Origin of the sequence: Amycolatopsis sp. NPDC059021 (assembly GCF_042739895.1) — a bacterium.
Lineage (GTDB): Bacteria > Actinomycetota > Actinomycetes > Mycobacteriales > Pseudonocardiaceae > Amycolatopsis.
Window position 1 is genome coordinate 1 of record NZ_JBHYIQ010000008.1, and the last position, 14,170, is coordinate 14,170.

Here is a 14,170-nt window from a genome sequence, read left to right on the forward strand (position 1 = left end):
CAGTCACGGCACTGAGCGCCGTGAAGGAGGCCTTCACGGACCCCAGGCGGCGGATCAGGGCGGCGAGGGAGAAGCCGGTGAGGCAGACGGCGAGGCCGACGAGCGGGGCGCCGCCGATGGAGGCGAGCGGCAGGAAGACGCCCTCGGGCTGGCTGAACGCGACCCGTCCCCACGGGAATCCGCCGAGCGGGAACCAGGTGCGCGGCGTTTCCAGCGCGACGAACACCAGCGCGGACCACAGTGGAGCGAGCGGCAGCCGGGACACCACCGTGACGAGCCAGCCCGCGAGTCCGAAGTAGACGGACAGCGCCAGGCAGAGGCCGAGCCACGGCCACGGGCCGAAGTCCGGGCCGAGGAAGTCGAGCAGCCAGGTCAGCAGCGGCAGGAAGAACGCGAGGCCGAAGACGAAACCGTAGCCGAATCCGCCGCGGAAGCGGCGTCCGTGCAGGACGAGCCCGAAGCCGGCGAACGCGAGCGGCGCCAGCCACCACAGTGGACGCGGCGCGAAGCTCAGGTAGAACACGAAACCCGACGCCGCCGCAGCGAACAGGCGCAGCAGCCAGGCACGCGAGATCCGGCGTCGCCGGACGGGTTCGGCGGGCACCTCGGGCTCGGTGTCCGCAGCGGTCGCTACCACGGGAGGTAACTCTACGTGGTGGAGGTGAAGTCGTCGTAGATGACCTCTCCCCCGCGCACGGTGCGCAGGCACCGGGGCAGCGGCGCGTCCTCGTCGAGCCTCGGCAGCGGTGGCACCCCGGCACGCGGATCGGTGGACCAGCGCTGGACGCGGCTGTCCGGGGTGGCGACGACGAGGTCGGTGGCGTCCCAGACGGCGTAGTGCGCGGGCGCGCCGGCGACGAGGCTGCCGGTTACTCCGTCGTTGACGCCCGCGGCGCGGTGCCCGGCCCGGGTGTGCGCGGTGAACGCGGCTCGCGGCGAGAGCCCGGAACCCGGGGTGTGGTGGTAGACGGCGGCGCGGACCGCGGCCCATGGGTCCAGCGGAGTCACCGGGGTGTCGGAGCCGAAGGCGAGCAGAACGCCCTCGGCGGCGAGCGCCGCGAACGGGTTCAGACCGGCCGCGCGCTCCCCGAGACGTTCGGCGTACATGCCGTGCTCGCCGCCCCAGGCCGCGTCGAACAGCGGCTGCATCGACGCGACGACGCCCCAGCCCGCCAGCGCGCGGGCCTGGCCGGCGTCGACCATCTCGAGGTGCTCCAGGCGATGGTGCCGCGCGGCGAGGGCGCGCTGGCCGACCTGCTTCTCCGCCAGCCGGAAGCCCTCGATCACCTCCGCCACCGCGGCGTCGCCGATGACGTGGAACCCGGCCTGCACCCCGGCTTCGGTGCAGGCGGCCAGATGATCGCCGATCGCGTGGGCGTCGAGGTAGAGCGCGCCGGACTCCGCGGGCCGGTCCCGGTAGGGAGCGCACAGCGCGGCCGTGCGGGAACCGAGCGCACCGTCGACGAAGAGGTCTCCCGCCGCGCCGCGGGCGCCGAGCGCGCGGGCGGCTTCGACGTCGGTCTCGCCCCAGTAGCCCACGACCTCGGGCAGCCCGGATTCGGCGGCGAGCGCGAGCAGCGCGGTGAAGTCGTCGCGTCCGGAGATGTCCGGCCCGCCGCATTCGTGGACGCTGACGACGCCTCGCGCGGCGGCGTCGGCGAGGAAGGCGCGCTGGGCCTGTTCCCGCTGGGCGGAGCCAATCGCGGCACGCGCGGCGTGGCGGACGAGGTGGTGGGCCGCGCGGGTCAGTGGGCCGTCGGCCGACCAGCCGTCGGCTTCGCCCGCCTCGGGGGCCAGCGCGAGCAGTGCGCTCGACACGAGCGCGGAGTGGACGTCGACCCGGCTGAGGTAGACGGCGACATTCCCGGCGGCTTCGTCGAGTTCCGCGCGGCTCGGCAGCCGTGGGCTGGTCCAGGTGGATTCGTCCCAGCCGTGCGCCAGCAGGACCCGGCCCGGGATCGCGGCGTCGCGGACGGCGGCGAGCAGTTCGCCCGCGTCGCGGACGGTGGTGAGGTCGAGGCCGGCCAGGTGCAGCCCGGCCGAGGTGGCGTGCACGTGGGAGTCGACGAAGGCGGGTGCGACGAACGCGCCGCCGAGGTCGATCACCTCGGCGTCCGGATGCAGGGCGCGGGCCGGGGCGTCCTGGCCGATCCACACGATCGTGCCACCGGTGACCGCCATCGCGGTGGCGTCCGGGGAGGCCGGGGAGTAGACGCGCCCGCCGAGCAGAAGCGTCGTCCTGTCGTTCGTCACGTCCCCGAGTGTGCCCGGTCGGGTGGACCGCTCCGCAGCGGGGATCACCAGCTGTGACCCTCCGAGATCTGCGAGAATATTTACGGTGTGAGAACGTTATGACAGGATATTTTTACGTGTTCCCGACGACTAGGAGTACAAGTGACTGCGATCCAGGAACCTGTGACGCCAGCCGCCGCCTTTGACCAGCCCTACGAGTACGCCCGCGCCGAGCTGGTGGAACCCGATTGGCGACGCTTCCCCGGATGGCGGGACGTCACCGAGGCCCAATGGCGTGACGCGCAGTGGCAGCGCGTGCACTGCGTCCGCAACGTCAAGCAGCTGCGTGCCCTGATGGGTGACCTGCTGCACGAGCGCTTCTACGAGGACCTGCTCGAAGACCAGCGCGAGATGGCCACGATGTCGATGCTGCTGCCGCCGCAGATGATCAACACGATGGCGCCGGACGCGGGGACCGACCCGGTGAAGGTGACCGAGGCGTTCTACGCCGACCCGATCCGGCGGTACATGATGCCGGTCCGCAGCGACCGTGACATGGCGTGGCCGAGTCACCCGCATTCCGAGCGGGACTCGCTGCACGAGGCGGAGATGTGGGTCGTGGAGGGGCTGACCCACCGCTATCCGACCAAGGTGCTCGCCGAGATGATCTCCACCTGTCCCCAGTACTGCGGGCACTGCACCCGGATGGACCTGGTCGGCAACTCCACCGAGCAGATCGAGAAGCACAAACTCGCGCTCAAACCGGTCGACCGGCAGGACGCGATGATCGACTACCTCAAGAAGACCCCCGGCGTGCGGGACGTGGTCGTGTCCGGCGGCGACGTCGCCAACGTGCCGTGGCCGCAGCTGGAGTCGTTCCTGATGCGGTTGCTGGACATCGAGACCGTGCGGGACATCCGGCTCGCGACCAAGGCGCTGGCCGCGCTGCCGCAGCACTGGATCCAGCCGAAGGTCGTCGAGGGCCTGCAGCGCGTCGCGGTCACCGCGCGCCGTCGCGGGGTCAACCTCGCCATCCACACGCACGTCAACCACGCCCAGTCGGTGACCCCGCTGGTGGCCGAGGCCTCCCGCACCGCGCTCGATGTCGGGGTGCGGGACGTGCGCAACCAGGGCGTGCTGATGCGCGGAGTCAACGCGACGCCTGCCGAACTGCTCGACCTCTGCTTCGCTCTGCAGGGTGAGGCGAACATCCTGCCGTACTACTTCTACATGTGCGACATGATCCCGAACGCCGAGCACTGGCGCGTCGCCGTCTGGGAAGCACAGGAACTCCAGCACGCGATCATGGGCTACCTCCCCGGCTACGCGACCCCGCGGATCGTCTGCGACGTGCCTTACGTCGGGAAGCGCTGGGTCCACCAGCTCGCCGAGTACGACCGGGAACTCGGGATCTCCTACTGGACCAAGAACTACCGCACCGGGATCGAACACGAGGACCCGGAGGCCTTGCGGCGTCGTTACCCCTACTACGACCCGATCTCCACCCTTCCCGAAGCCGGTCAGCGGTGGTGGGCCAACCAGTAGGCCCGCTAGCGGACCGGTCAGGACCGAACGCACCTGTGTCCGAAGCGGCCCAGAGGACGGCTCATCGAGTCGCCCCTGGGCCGCTTCCGCGTGTCAGTCCCGTCAGCCGCCCTGAGCCGCCAAGAGGATAGTGACGGCATGCAAGCTGTGAGCTCCGAGGACTTCGAACCGATCCTGGCTCTCGTTCGTGACTTTGTCCGGGCGAAGGTCGTGCCGCGTGAGCGGGAGATCATGGACTCCGATGCGATCCCGGACGATCTGCGTGCGCAGGCGGCCGGGATGGGCCTGTTCGGGTACGCGATCCCCGAGGAGTGGGGCGGTCTCGGTCTGGATCTGACGCAGGACGTCGAGCTGGCCATGGAACTCGGCTACACCTCGCTGGCCTTGCGGTCGATGTTCGGCACCAACAACGGCATCGCCGGGCAGGTACTGGTCAACTTCGGCACCGACGAGCAGAAGGCCGAGTGGCTGGAACGCATCGCCTCGGGCGAGGTGGTGGCGTCGTTCGCGCTGACCGAGCCAGGCGCCGGGTCCAATCCCGCGGGGCTGCGCACGAAGGCGGTCCGCGACGGTGACGACTGGGTGATCGACGGCGAGAAATGCTTCATCACCAACGCCCCCATCGCCGGATTGTTCGTAGTGTTCGCCCGCACCCGCCCCGCCGATGCATCCGGCACGGGGATCGCGGTTTTCCTTGTCCCGGCGGACACGCCCGGGGTGGACGTCGCGGCCAAGGACAGGAAGATGGGCCAGGAAGGCGCGTGGACCGCGAGTGTCGCGTTCACCGGCGTCCGGGTGCCGTCGTCGAGTCTGGTCGGGGGTGACGAGGACACCGGGTACCGCGCCGCGATGACGTCGCTGGCCCGCGGCCGCGTCCACATCGCCGCGCTCGCGGTCGGCACCGCGCAGCGCGCGCTGGACGAGTCAGTCGCCCACGCCACGACGGCCACCCAGGGCGGGACACCGATCGGTGACTTCCAGCTGGTGCAAGCGATGCTGGCCGACCAGCAGACCGGCGTGCTGGCCGGGCGGGCGCTGGTGCGCGAGACGGCGCGACGCTACGTGTCCGGGGAGGACCGGCGGATCGGTCCGTCCGCGGCCAAACTGTACTGCACCGAAATGGCGGGCAAGGTCGCCGATCTGGCCGTGCAGATCCACGGCGGCAGCGGCTACATGCGCGAACTCCCCGTCGAGCGGATCTACCGCGACGTCCGGCTTCTGCGACTCTACGAAGGCACCAGTGAGATTCAGCGGCTCATCATCGGCGGCGGTCTCGTGCGCGGAGCCCGGCGATGACGCTGTCCGACGACGAACAGCAGATGGTGGCCCTGGTCGCGGAGTTCGTCGACGAACGGGTACGCCCGCGCGTCCGCGAGTTCGAAGAGAACGACGTCTACCCGGCCGAGCTCATCGACGAGATGAAAAAACTCGGCTTCTTCGGTTTACTCGCCCCGGCCGAATACGGCGGCGTCGACGTCAGCACCGCCTGTTTCGCCCGCGTCACCGAAGAACTCGCCCGCGGCTGGATGAGCCTCGCCGGCGCCATCGGCGGGCACTCCGTCATCACCTACCTGATCAAGACCTTCGGAACGCCCGCACAGCGGGAAAAGTATCTGCCTGCGATGGCCGAGGGCAGGGTCCGCGCGACGATGGCGCTCACCGAACCCGGCGGCGGCAGCGACCTGCAGGCCATGCGCACCCACGCCGCCCCCGACGGCGACGGATACTCGATCACCGGCTCCAAGACCTGGATCTCCAACGCCGCCCACTCCGGACTCATCGGCCTGCTATGCATCACCGACCGCAGGGCGAAACCCGCCCATCGCGGCATGAGCGTCCTGCTCGTCGAACCCGGCGACGGCCTCACCATCTCCAAAAAACTGCCGAAACTCGGCTACCGCGGCGTCGAAGCCTGCGAACTCCTCTTCGACGGCCGGAAAGTGCCCGCGGACGCGGTGCTCGGCGGCACGCCGAACCAAGGCTGGTCGCAGATGATGCGCGGCCTGGAAGTCGGGCGCGTCCAGGTCGCCTCCCGCGCACTCGGCGTCGGACAAGCCGCGTTGAACGACGCCGTCCGCTACGCCCAGGAACGCGAATCCTTCGGCAAACCGATCTGGAAACACCAGTCCGTGGGCAATCTGCTCGCCGACATGGCCACCAAAATGCGCGCCGCCCGCCTGCTCACCCTCGACGCCGCCGACAAACTCGACGCCGGCGAACGCGCCGACATGGAAGCCGGAATGGCCAAACTCTTCGCCTCCGAAACAGCCATGCAGGTCGCCCTCGACGCCATCCGCGTCCACGGCGGCTACGGCTACTCCAAGGAATACGACGTCGAACGCTACTTCCGCGACGCACCACTCATGATCGTCGGCGAAGGCACCAACGAAATCCAACGCAACGTCATCGCCGCCCAGCTCATCGCCCGCCACAAGATCTGAGAAACCACAAGAAGGGAAGTGCATGAGCCGCTACGCACGTTTCGAGAACCTCCGGGTGGACGGCCCGGACGACGCGGGCGTCGTCGAACTCGTCCTGGACGCACCCAACCTCAACGCGGTCAGCGAAGCCGCACACGGCGAACTCGCCGACATCTGGCGGGAATTCGACCGGGACCCGGACGTGAACGCCATCCTCCTCCGCGGCGAAGGCAAGGGATTCTCCGCCGGCGGCTCCTTCGACCTGGTCGAGAAACTCTCCAACGACTACGACGCCCGCACCCGCACAATGCGGGAGGCACGCGACCTCGTCTACAACATCATCGACTGCACCAAACCCACCGTCTCGGCGATCCACGGCCCCGCCGTCGGCGCCGGACTCGTCGCCGGCGTACTCGCCGACGTCTCGATAGTCACCAAGACCGCCAAGATCATCGACGGCCACACCCGCCTCGGCGTCGCCGCCGGCGACCACGCCGCCGTGTGCTGGCCCCTGCTGTGCGGCATGGCCAAAGCCAAGTACTACCTCATGACCTGCCGCCCCCTCACCGGCGAAGAGGCCGAACGGATCGGCCTGGTCTCCCTCTGCGTCGACCAAGACACCGACCTCCTGCCCACCGCACGAGAACTCGCCCGGGAACTCGCCCTCGGCGCCCCCAACGCCATCCGCTGGACCAAACAGAGCCTCAACGCCTGGTACCGGCAGATCGCCGGCGCCATCTTCGACTCCTCACTCGCGCTGGAGTTCTACGGCTTCGGCGGCCCGGAAGTCCGCGAAGGCCTCGCCTCCCACCGCGAACGCCGCAAACCCGACTTCACCCGACGACACGAGGACGGCGGCGCCTGACTCGAGCCCGGCGTGTGATGCCGGCGGGGCGTCGGCGATGCTGGGGGCGTGGAGTACGTGTCCAGAGTGCCGCGACCGCCGCTGGACGGGCTGATCGACGACCTCTACTACCTGGAGGGCGCGCCGCCGTACGCCCGGCTGACACTGCTTCCGGCACCGTCCGCGTTGCTCATCGTCAATCTCGGGGCGCCGTTCCGCATCCGCACCGGCACCGAGACGGCCGAGTACGCCGACGGCTGCGTGGTCACCATGCCCACCCACGCGTGGGAGTTCGGCTATCCACACCGGACCCGGTCCGTCGGCGTGCACTTCAAGCCGTGGGGGCTGGCGCCGTTCCTGCCGATGCCCGCGGCCGAACTGTGCGACCGGCCGGTGACGGTGGAGCAGGTTTGGGGCAGGCGCGCCATAACCGACCTGCGAGACCGGCTGGCCACGGCGGACGGACCGCACGAGATGCTGACGCTGCTCGAGGACGAACTCAGACGACGGCTGGGCGAGACCGCCGGCCTGGCACTGGTCCGCCAGACGAGCAGCGTCCTCGCGGCGACCAGCGGGGCGGTGGCGATCGGCGACCTGAGTGTCGCAGCCGGTGTCAGCAACACCCATCTGGCACAGCGGTTCAAGCAGCTCATCGGCGTCACGCCGAAGCGGCTGGCCCGCACCTACCGCCTCACCGCCACCGTGTTCGCGATCGACCCCGCCGGGCCGATCGACTGGGGCGACCTCGCCAGCCGGGCAGGCTACTTCGACCAGGCCCACTTCGGCCACGAGTTCCGGGAGTTCACCGGGCTCACGCCGACCCGGTACCTCGAAGTCCGCCGGCGGTTCCTGCACGAACATCCCGGCCACGTGCTGGCAAGCTGGCCGCTGCCCGCCGATTGATTTCTTACAATAGCGACAGCTCACGACACGCTAATTTCAGGGCCCCAAAGCAAAGGAGAGCCCCGTGGGCAAAGTGGTCATGTACAGCTCGGTGTCGGTGGACGGCTTCATCGCGGACGAGAACGACCAGCCCGGACCGCTGTTCGACTGGTTGTCCAGCGGTGACGTCCCCTTGGACGAGAGCGGAGCGCTCAAGGTATCGCGGAAGTCCTACGACTACACCCGGCCGTACTGGGACCAGATCGGCGTGACGATCGCCGGCCGCCACGTGTTCGACCTGACGGACGGCTGGGACGGGAAGCCGCCGAGCGGGATCGACCACGTGGTCGTCGTGACGCACCGGCCGGAGCCCGAGGGCTGGGACCCCGAGGCGCCGTTTCACTTCGTCGACGGCATCGAGGCAGCCGTGGCCAAGGCGCAGGAACTCGCGGGTGACCGGCTGGTCGAGGTCGCCGCCGGCGACGTCGGTGGCCAGGTGCTCGCCGCGGGCCTTGTCGACGAGGTGCGCATGGACGTCGTACCCGTCGTGTTCGGGTCCGGCAAGCGCTACTTCGGATCGGTCCACGCGCAGCACCTGCTGGAGGATCCCGACGTGGTGATTCAGGGCAACCGGGTGCTTCACCTGCGCTATCAGGTGCGCCGTTGACGATGGCCGCACCAGGTGCGCGGACTCATGGTGCGGCGGTGACGACCGCGCGGGACCGGTCCGCGGCGATGCGCACCGCCAGCACGCCGAGCACGGTGCCCATCACGTAGCGCTGGGCCTTCAGCCAGCCCGGCCGGTTGCCGAGGAACCGGGCGATCGATCCCGCGGACATCGCGATCAGGCCGTTCACGGTGATCGCGATGGTGATCTGGACCAGGCCGAGCGTCAGGCTCTGCGCCGCGACACCGCCCCGGGCCGGGACGACGAACTGGGGCAGCAGCGAGACGTACATGATGGCGATCTTGGGGTTGAGCAGGTTGGTGACCAGGCCCATCGTGAACAGCTTCCCCGGCCGGTCCGCCGGCAGCGCCGTGGGCGCGAACACCGACTTGCCGCCGGGCCGCAGCGCCTGGAACGCCAGCCACAGCAGATACGCCGCCCCGGCCAGCTTCAGCGCCGTGTAGACCGCCGGCACCAGCGCGAAGATCGTGGCCACACCGGCCGTCGCCGCGACCAGGTAGACGAAGAAGCCGCAGGCCACCCCGGCGAGCGAGATCAGCCCGGCCCGGCGGCCCTGGGTCACCGACCGCGAGACCAGGTAGATCATGTTCGGGCCGGGGATGAGCACCATGCCCAGCTCGATCGCGGCGACGCCCAGCACGGCGTTGAGAGTGACCATGGCCAGACCCTACGCACGAGGTCGCCCACCGCCAGCGACCTGGATCACATCATGCGGAGCTTCCGGAAGGGCCGCATACGCCGATGACGTACCCGGGTGACGTCATGCGACGGTCGCCGCGGCTTCCCCCTGGTTCCTAGCGTGTGTCCGGCACGCAGGAAAACCGGGAACCAGAAGGAAAGCTCATGTCTGAAGTCACTTACACCGCTGTCGCCACCTCCACCGCGGAGGGCCGCAACGGGGGCCGCGCCACCTCCGACGACGGGGTGCTCGACGTCGGGCTCGCCGTGCCCAAGGCGCTCGGCGGCGCGGGCGGGGGCACGAACCCCGAGCAGCTGTTCGCCGCGGGCTGGGCGTCCTGTTTCGTCGGCGCTGTGCGCCGCGTCGCGAGCGTGAAGAAGGTGAAGCTGGAAGACCTCGCCGTCGTCGCGGAGGTCACGCTGCACCACGACACCGAGGCGGGCGAGTTCAAGCTCAGCGCGGCGCTGCACCTCGAGGCCTCCGGCATCGACCAGGCCACCGCCGACGAACTCGTCCACGGCGCGCACCAGGTCTGCCCGTACTCGAAGGCGACCCGGGGCAACATCGAAGTCGCCCTCGACGCCACCGTCGCGTGACCGCCGGTCCGGCAACAAGCCACTGGGCCGTCGAGAACCTGATCGCGCGATACGCCGAACTCGTGGACGACGGCGATTTCGCGGGGCTCGGCGTCCTGCTGGCCGACGCCACGTTCATCGGGAGCGGCGAGCCGGTGAGCGGTCGCGAAGCGATCGAGAAGATGTTCCGCGACACGCTGATCGTCTACGCCGACGGAACGCCGAAGACCCAGCACGTCACCACCAATCTCGCGATCGAGGTCGACGAAGAGGCGGGCACAGCGACCGCACGTTCCTACGTCACCGTGTTCCAGGCGCTGCCCGACCTGCCGCTGCAGCCCGTCGCCTGCGGCCGGTACCACGACCGGTTCGCCCGCGGCGACGGGCGATGGAGGTTCGCCGAACGGCGCGTCCGCATCACCCTCGCCGGCGACGTCAGCCGCCATCTGCGCTCGGCCGCCGCGCCACGCTGATCCCGACCGTCCGGAATGGATGGTCCACCGAAAGGATTTCTCCGATGCACAAGGCTTGTCGCTTCGCGGTCGCCGCGACAGCGGCCGCGGGCCTGTCCCTCGTCGTACTGCCGGGAACCGCGAACGCGACGCCCGGACGGGGCGTCACGGCGGTCACGATTTTCGACCACGTGGCCGACGGCACCGAGTACGTACTGAAGGAGATCACGCTCGCGCCGGGCGGCAGTACGGGCTGGCACTTCCACCCCGGTCCAGTGCGCGGCGTCGTCAAGCAGGGCGTGCTGAGTCACCACGACTCCACCTGCGCGAGCGACGGCGTCTACCACGCCGGTGCGGTCATCACCGAGGCGAGCGGGCCTGGCTATGTCCACATCGGACGTAACCTCGGAGACACCCCCGTCGTGCTCGAGGTGCTCTACCGGAACCCCGTCGGGCAACCACAGGCCGTGGACGTCCCGAATCCCGGCTGTTCGTTCGAGTGACCGCCATGAAAGATCACCCGTTCCCCGGCGCCCGGCCGTCACGGTCCATTCCGGACGAAGGAAAAACCCGCCACTACAACGTTTTCATCACTGGCTTGGCGAGTTACTTCGTCGAGTACGAAGGCCTGCCGACACCGGCCACCGACAGTCGAGTCCCCCAGCGGACACCCCGAAGAGGAAGCTGATGAGCCTCGTAACGAAACTGCTGACGGCCGTGGTACCGCTCGCCGCACTGATCCCGCTCGCGACGAGCGCGACACCGCAGCCCGTGGCGCCGGTGGCCGAAGCGACGACGTCCAGCTGTACCGCGATCCCGGTTACCGCTCCGGTGGGCGCGAGGATCGAGACGGTACAGGCGGTCCGCCACCCGGGTGGCACCGTCTCGTTCCCGGCCACCCCGCTGGGCCCGGCCACGTCGGTCACCGACGTCCCGGCGTACTGCGAGATCACCGTCACCCTCGGTCATTTCGGCGCGAACGACCACGTCAAGACCGCGGTCACCCTGCCGGAAACCGGGTGGACGGGGCGGCTGCAGGCCGTCGGCGGAAGCGCCTACGCCGCCGGGAACTTCGGCGCACCGCTGGTCCAGGCCGTCAAGGACGGCTACGCAGGTGTGACCACCGACGCCGGGGTGTCCGCCGACCCGCTCGACACCGGCTGGGCGCTCAACTCCGACGGCACGATCAACCAGCCACTGCTGACGAACTTCGCCACCCGGTCGGCGCACGAATCGGCCGTGGTCGGCAAGGACGTGACGCGGAAGTTCTACCACCGGTCCGTCTCGTACGCGTACTGGAACGGCTGCTCGACCGGTGGCCGCCAGGGCTACGCCGAAGCCCGGAACCACCCCGATGACTTCGACGGCGTCCTGGCCAACGCCCCGGCGGTCGACTGGACACAGTTCGCCGTCGCGACCCTGTGGCCGAAGGTCGTGATGAACAACGACCACCATTTCGTCGCCAACTGCGTCCTCGACGCCTTCCGGAAGGCCGCGATCAAGGCCTGCGACCCGGACGACGGAGTCACCGACGGCATCATCGACCGTCCCGACGAATGCGGTTATGATCCCCGCGCCCTCGTGGGCACCCGAGTTCCCTGTGCGGGCAAGGAAATCACCGTGACCGCCGCGGACGCGGACGTCGTGCGCAAGATCTGGGCGGGGCCGGCCGACGACCGTGGCCGGAGGCTGTGGGCGGGCCTGCCGAAGGGCGCGGATTTCACCTGGCTGGCCGGTACGCAGGCCGCACCGGACGGCACCCTGTCCGCACCGGGATTCCCCGTGGCCGTCAAGTGGGTGCAGAGCTTCCTGAAGAAGCAGCCGGAGTTCGACACCGCGACGATCACCTACGGCCAGTTCACCGAGCTGTTCCGCCAGTCGGTGCGGGAGTACGACAGCACGATCGGCACCTCGGATCCCGATCTGTCCGCGTTCCGCCGGGCCGGGGGCAAGCTGCTCACCTACGTCGGCACCGCCGACCAGCTGATCCCGCCGGGCGGCACGCTCCAGTACCGGCGGGAGGTGGAGCGGCGGATGGGCGGCGCCGACCGTGTGAACGACTTCTACCGCCTGTTCCTCGCCCCGGGCGTCGAACACTGTGGCGGCGGCGCGGGCCCGCAGCCGGCCGATCCGCTGGGTGCGCTGGTGAACTGGGTCGAGCACGGCAAGGCACCGGCCACCCTCGCGGCGGCCACCGCCGACGGCTCGGCGACCCGGAACCTGTGCCCGTACCCGCGGGTCTCGCGCTACACCGGGCACGGTGATCCCGCGGCCGCGTCGAGCTACCGCTGCACCGGGCGCTGAGCTTCGCCTCTCGTGGCCGTCCGTGTTCCCGGCACGGACGGCCACGAGAGGCGGTCACGCGTGCTCGTCGACCGCCCCGAGAAGCTTGGCGCGGAAGAGGTCCAGCACCTGGTCGAGCGCGATCCGGGTCGGCGTGCCGGGGCTGTCGACGAGGTGTTCGGTGAGTACCGAGTGCGGTGCGAGCACGCCTTCCGGGTTGGCGTCCTCATCGGCCAGCTCGACGGCCACGAACGCATCGCCCAGCTCTCGCCGCAGGAACGCGAAGCGCGCCCCGGGCACGAATTTGTCGCCGCGGAAGCGCATTCCGAGCACCTGCAGACCCTGGCGGGCACAACGGTCCTTCACCACGGCGAGGTCCTCGGCCGAGATGTCGATCGTGCCCGCGCGCCCGCGGCCGATCGCCAAGGGCAGCGACGGCTGGGAAAGCACCGGCGCGAGCAACCGGTCGTCGACGGCCATCGCCAGCGCGAATCCCCCGGTCAGGCACATCCCGACGGCGCCGACGCCCGGCCCGCCACAGCGTTCGTGTTCCCGCGCGGCCAGCGCACGCAGCCAGGTCACCACCCGCGAGGAGCGGCCGGTCGCCAGCAGCGTGAATTCCTTGCTGACGCACACCTTGGCCATCGTCTCGAGCCCGTAGGCGAGCGTCGCCGCGTAGCCGTGGGTGGCCGGGTTCGGGTCGCGCCCGGCTCGTCCGAACAGGTCCGGCATGACCACCGTGCAGCCGATCGCGGCGACGCGCTCGGCGAACTCGGCGACCTTCGGCGTGATGCCGGGGACTTCGGACATCACGATCACAGCGGGCCCGCTTCCGCGCCGGTAGACGGCATGCGTGACGCCGTCGTGGGTGAAGTCCTCCCGGGAGAAGCCACTGAGGTCGTGGTCGGTCATCGAGCCGCCTTCCGGTCAACGGGCTGCCACCGCCCACGGTACTGACCGGAGTCCCATGTTCAGGACCCGGCGCCGATCCCGAGATAGCCGTCCGCCAGCAGCCGGACACCCATTTGCCGGTACAGCTCGCTGTTGTCCGGGGTGACCGCGCCGAGCCCGTCCACGTAGCGGTTGTACAGGCAGAACGCCGCGGCGATCAGGACCGTGTCGTGGATTTCCGTGTCCGTCGCCCCTTGAGCACGTGCGGCCGCGACCAGTTCGCCGGTCACCGCGCGCCCGCTCTCCCGCGTCGCGAGCGCGATTTTCAGCAGGGCGCGGATCTTCGGCGACACCGGAGCCTGGTCGACGTCCTGGCACGCGGCGTCCACCATGGGCGTCCCGCCGTCGAGCGCTTCCGCGGCCACCGCGGCGTGACTGCGAGCGCAGAACTGACACTCGTTGGCCCGGGACACGACCGCGGCGATCAGCTCCCGTTCCCCGACGGTCAGGCTGCTCGGGCCGCGCAGGAGTACCTCGGCGAGCTGGTTGAGCGGCGCGGCGGTTTCCGGGCGGAAGGCGAGCAGCCCGACGATTCCGGGCAGGTTCTCGTCGACGGGGATGTGCGGCATGTGTTCTCCTCGCGGTGTGGTGTTCCGGCTCAGTCTTCCCGGAACACCAC

General features: G+C 69.8%; 14 protein-coding genes and 1 pseudogene. 10 read left to right on the plus strand and 5 right to left on the minus strand.

The genetic code is table 11. From position 1 onward, the window contains the following. Nucleotides 1–637: pseudogene (locus ACFWX1_RS06445) on the minus strand (apolipoprotein N-acyltransferase); the annotation flags it as partial. A gap of 11 nt (nucleotides 638–648) precedes the next feature. Then, nucleotides 649–2,253, minus strand: coding sequence for an amidohydrolase (locus ACFWX1_RS06450; protein WP_378384484.1), 1,605 nt, complete (start codon nucleotides 2,251–2,253; stop codon nucleotides 649–651). A gap of 141 nt (nucleotides 2,254–2,394) precedes the next feature. On the opposite strand from ACFWX1_RS06450, the gene ACFWX1_RS06455 reads away from it, so the two are divergent. From ACFWX1_RS06455 to ACFWX1_RS06480, 6 genes are all read left to right on the plus strand, one after another. Beyond that, the gene (locus tag ACFWX1_RS06455) at nucleotides 2,395–3,777 is read left to right on the plus strand and encodes a KamA family radical SAM protein (protein WP_378384486.1); all 1,383 of its coding nucleotides are present in this window, start codon (nucleotides 2,395–2,397) and stop codon (nucleotides 3,775–3,777) included. A 138-nt stretch (nucleotides 3,778–3,915) separates the two neighbouring features. Continuing rightward, nucleotides 3,916–5,073: an acyl-CoA dehydrogenase family protein gene (locus tag ACFWX1_RS06460; protein WP_378384488.1), complete on the plus strand. Its 1,158-nt coding sequence runs from the start codon at nucleotides 3,916–3,918 to the stop codon at nucleotides 5,071–5,073. Then, on the plus strand, nucleotides 5,070–6,218 hold the full coding sequence (locus tag ACFWX1_RS06465; protein ID WP_378384490.1) for an acyl-CoA dehydrogenase family protein: 1,149 nt from the start codon (nucleotides 5,070–5,072) through the stop codon (nucleotides 6,216–6,218). The genes ACFWX1_RS06460 and ACFWX1_RS06465 overlap by 4 nt, the downstream gene beginning before the upstream one ends. Before the next feature lie 22 nt (nucleotides 6,219–6,240). Continuing rightward, a complete protein-coding gene (locus ACFWX1_RS06470) occupies nucleotides 6,241–7,062 on the plus strand; it encodes an enoyl-CoA hydratase/isomerase family protein (protein ID WP_378384492.1) in 822 nt (273 codons plus the stop codon). Between the two features lie 66 nt (nucleotides 7,063–7,128). After that, nucleotides 7,129–7,944 carry a helix-turn-helix domain-containing protein gene (locus ACFWX1_RS06475; RefSeq protein ID WP_378384783.1) on the plus strand — a complete coding sequence of 272 codons (816 nt, stop codon included), beginning with the start codon at nucleotides 7,129–7,131 and terminating at the stop codon, nucleotides 7,942–7,944. A gap of 64 nt (nucleotides 7,945–8,008) precedes the next feature. Continuing rightward, entirely contained in the window at nucleotides 8,009–8,590 is a 582-nt protein-coding gene (locus tag ACFWX1_RS06480) for a dihydrofolate reductase family protein (protein WP_378384494.1), read from the plus strand. A gap of 25 nt (nucleotides 8,591–8,615) precedes the next feature. Here the strand turns inward: ACFWX1_RS06480 and ACFWX1_RS06485 are convergent, their stop codons facing one another. Then, nucleotides 8,616–9,269: a LysE family translocator gene (locus ACFWX1_RS06485; RefSeq protein ID WP_378384496.1), complete on the minus strand. Its 654-nt coding sequence runs from the start codon at nucleotides 9,267–9,269 to the stop codon at nucleotides 8,616–8,618. 185 nt (nucleotides 9,270–9,454) lie between these two features. Here ACFWX1_RS06485 and ACFWX1_RS06490 point away from each other — a divergent pair, with 185 nt between their 5' ends. The 4 genes from ACFWX1_RS06490 to ACFWX1_RS06505 all read left to right on the plus strand — a co-directional run bounded on the left by ACFWX1_RS06490 (nucleotide 9,455) and on the right by ACFWX1_RS06505 (nucleotide 12,621). Continuing rightward, entirely contained in the window at nucleotides 9,455–9,886 is a 432-nt protein-coding gene (locus ACFWX1_RS06490; RefSeq protein WP_378384498.1) for an organic hydroperoxide resistance protein, read from the plus strand. Next, nucleotides 9,883–10,338 carry a nuclear transport factor 2 family protein gene (locus ACFWX1_RS06495; RefSeq protein ID WP_378384500.1) on the plus strand — a complete coding sequence of 152 codons (456 nt, stop codon included), beginning with the start codon at nucleotides 9,883–9,885 and terminating at the stop codon, nucleotides 10,336–10,338. The genes ACFWX1_RS06490 and ACFWX1_RS06495 overlap by 4 nt, the downstream gene beginning before the upstream one ends. A 44-nt stretch (nucleotides 10,339–10,382) precedes the next feature. Next, on the plus strand, nucleotides 10,383–10,820 hold the full coding sequence (locus ACFWX1_RS06500; RefSeq protein ID WP_378384502.1) for a cupin: 438 nt from the start codon (nucleotides 10,383–10,385) through the stop codon (nucleotides 10,818–10,820). A gap of 184 nt (nucleotides 10,821–11,004) precedes the next feature. Then, on the plus strand, nucleotides 11,005–12,621 hold the full coding sequence (locus tag ACFWX1_RS06505; RefSeq protein WP_378384504.1) for a tannase/feruloyl esterase family alpha/beta hydrolase: 1,617 nt from the start codon (nucleotides 11,005–11,007) through the stop codon (nucleotides 12,619–12,621). A gap of 54 nt (nucleotides 12,622–12,675) precedes the next feature. On the opposite strand, the gene ACFWX1_RS06510 is transcribed toward ACFWX1_RS06505, so the two are convergent. Both ACFWX1_RS06510 and ACFWX1_RS06515 read right to left on the minus strand, forming a co-directional pair. Then, nucleotides 12,676–13,512 (minus strand): dienelactone hydrolase family protein, encoded by an 837-nt coding sequence (locus tag ACFWX1_RS06510; protein ID WP_378384506.1) that lies wholly within the window; start codon nucleotides 13,510–13,512, stop codon nucleotides 12,676–12,678. Between the two features lie 59 nt (nucleotides 13,513–13,571). After that, complete coding sequence (locus tag ACFWX1_RS06515) at nucleotides 13,572–14,120, minus strand: carboxymuconolactone decarboxylase family protein (RefSeq protein ID WP_378384508.1); 549 nt, start codon at nucleotides 14,118–14,120, stop codon at nucleotides 13,572–13,574. Nucleotides 14,121–14,170 lie beyond the last annotated feature (50 nt).